This is a genomic window from Waterburya sp. (assembly GCF_058530065.1).
Genome location: NZ_JBZNBU010000443.1, coordinates 1 through 1698 on the forward strand (window position 1 = coordinate 1; position 1698 = coordinate 1698).

4 protein-coding genes are annotated in these 1698 nt (G+C 40.6%); all 4 read right to left on the bottom strand.

Annotated elements, in window-relative coordinates:
* Positions 1 to 97: 97 nt before the first annotated feature.
* The 4 genes from AC33VI_RS23480 to AC33VI_RS23495 all read right to left on the bottom strand — a co-directional run bounded on the left by AC33VI_RS23480 (position 98) and on the right by AC33VI_RS23495 (position 1537).
* Positions 98 to 319 (bottom strand): type II toxin-antitoxin system PemK/MazF family toxin, encoded by a 222-nt coding sequence (locus AC33VI_RS23480; RefSeq protein WP_491784678.1) that lies wholly within the window; start codon positions 317 to 319, stop codon positions 98 to 100.
* Positions 312 to 566 carry a ribbon-helix-helix protein, CopG family gene (locus tag AC33VI_RS23485; protein ID WP_491784679.1) on the bottom strand — a complete coding sequence of 85 codons (255 nt, stop codon included), beginning with the start codon at positions 564 to 566 and terminating at the stop codon, positions 312 to 314. Before AC33VI_RS23485 ends, AC33VI_RS23480 begins: the two co-directional genes overlap by 8 nt.
* Before the next feature lie 175 nt (positions 567 to 741).
* Positions 742 to 1215 (bottom strand): type II toxin-antitoxin system YhaV family toxin, encoded by a 474-nt coding sequence (locus AC33VI_RS23490; protein ID WP_491784680.1) that lies wholly within the window; start codon positions 1213 to 1215, stop codon positions 742 to 744.
* Positions 1205 to 1537 (bottom strand): AbrB/MazE/SpoVT family DNA-binding domain-containing protein, encoded by a 333-nt coding sequence (locus AC33VI_RS23495; protein WP_491784681.1) that lies wholly within the window; start codon positions 1535 to 1537, stop codon positions 1205 to 1207. The genes AC33VI_RS23490 and AC33VI_RS23495 overlap by 11 nt, the downstream gene beginning before the upstream one ends.
* Positions 1538 to 1698: the final 161 nt, after the last annotated feature.

Consider the following 1698-nt stretch of genomic DNA (forward strand, 5'->3'; position numbering starts at 1 on the left):
GTAGGGGGGATGCCGAAGGCAAGGGGGTGGAGGCATGAGCCTATGAGACGGGAAGCTAATAGGACGAATAAAACCGTCCCTGAATTGACCGAGGTTTTTAGATACTATGACCTCGCGAAGCAGGTCGTAGCAGTTCATCTAGATGTTGACTGGGATAAATCTTTTTGCTGGGAGTAAATTTAGTAATAGGCACTACCACTACCACAGGAGAACTACGATTAATACCATCTCGACTAACAATTACAATTGGTCGTTTACCTGCTTGTTTGGAATCTTGAGTGGGATCTAGATCTGCCTGATAAATATCTCCTCTAATCATTGTTGAGATTTGCTACCTCTGAATCGCTACTGGCAAATTCCGCTTCGATCTCAAGGGTTTCAGTAATATAGTCAGAATCCTCTGCCATCAGGGTAAACTCTTCGTCAATTAACTCTTCCTTTCTTTGTTCAACCCAATTTTCTATAGCCTCAACTATTAGTTGATTGCGAGTAGTTATTCCCCCCGTACCAACTAGGGCATCAGCTTCGGCTGCCAAAGCATCTGGAATAGTAATGGTAGTACGCATTGATATCTATAATGATGCAACTTTTGATATCTATAATTAGATCAATATAATAGATTGAATATAAAGCAGATAATCATTTAATCGAATTGGCGATCGCTTTAGTGATTTTAAATAAGATACAGCAATATTTAAACTCCACTGCAATGTCTTATTTCTGGCAAGCGATCGCATTCTTTCAATTATTTTCTGATAAATCTTTAATATCTTTGGGGAATTGTCCCGACTCTACCATCTTGGAGAAAACTCGGTAACAGTCTCGCTTGTCTCCTTCTTTCCTCGCGCATTCCCTTGCGCCTTTCGGCGGCGCGGGGTCGCTCGTCTTCCTTGGATATCCCAACCACAGAATAATAATTGTTTTTTGCTGGGGAAAGACTTTAAAAAAAAGCCTGTACCTGTTGGGTAAGCCCATTTTCTTCATGCGGCTGTACTTATTAAGAGGCTTTCTAAGGGCAAAATAAGATGCCAAGGGATCGGCAGGTATCTTTACCTCAATGCCTACGGTAACTGCTTTCAGTAACTTGACTTGAGGATGTTTGATAAAGTCTGGGGTAGTTAATTTGGATTTTAAAGCTTTAACTGACTCTAACAATTCAGTTCTTTGTCGATCGAACAGGGGATGAAACAAAATGCTCCAACCGTTAATCTTCATCCAGTTCTACTCCTGCTAACAAATCGTTTGTCTCTTGGCTCATTTGGGCTGTGTAAGGGACTAAAGATTCGGGATTTTCAATAGCAGATTGGAGTAGAAAGTCTAAAAATAGACTCATCATCACGTCGTCTCGGTCTTCTGACCTTTGCTTTACTGGTTCTAATCGAACTAGTAAAGTATTTTCATTTAAAACTTCTACATGACCGCTAGCACCAACCAGTTCGGGACAGTCGCGGGAAAAAGCACGAGGCAAGCGATAGCCATCTTGCGAACCAATTTTAGCAGGAGAAATTGGATAGATCTTATTGGCGTCTTCAGACATAAATCTATAGTTGTGGTTATTATAATAATTTATTATAACAAGTTGTTCGAGCTAGCTACAGTATCTAGTTTCGGTAATGCGATCGCCTGTATTATCTGTACGATATGCCGTTAGTATTATTTCCCCAGATTCAGTAACTTTAATGCCTCTGGCTGGTTGAA

What these genes read in the sequence shown, in the direction of transcription:
- AC33VI_RS23495 (WP_491784681.1), bottom strand. Translation starts at nt 1,537, where the DNA reads ATGTCTGAAGACGCCAATAAGATCTATCCAATTTCTCCTGCTAAAATT.
- AC33VI_RS23490 (WP_491784680.1), bottom strand. Translation starts at nt 1,215, where the DNA reads ATGAAGATTAACGGTTGGAGCATTTTGTTTCATCCCCTGTTCGATCGA.
- AC33VI_RS23485 (WP_491784679.1), bottom strand. Translation starts at nt 566, where the DNA reads ATGCGTACTACCATTACTATTCCAGATGCTTTGGCAGCCGAAGCTGAT.
- AC33VI_RS23480 (WP_491784678.1), bottom strand. Translation starts at nt 319, where the DNA reads ATGATTAGAGGAGATATTTATCAGGCAGATCTAGATCCCACTCAAGAT.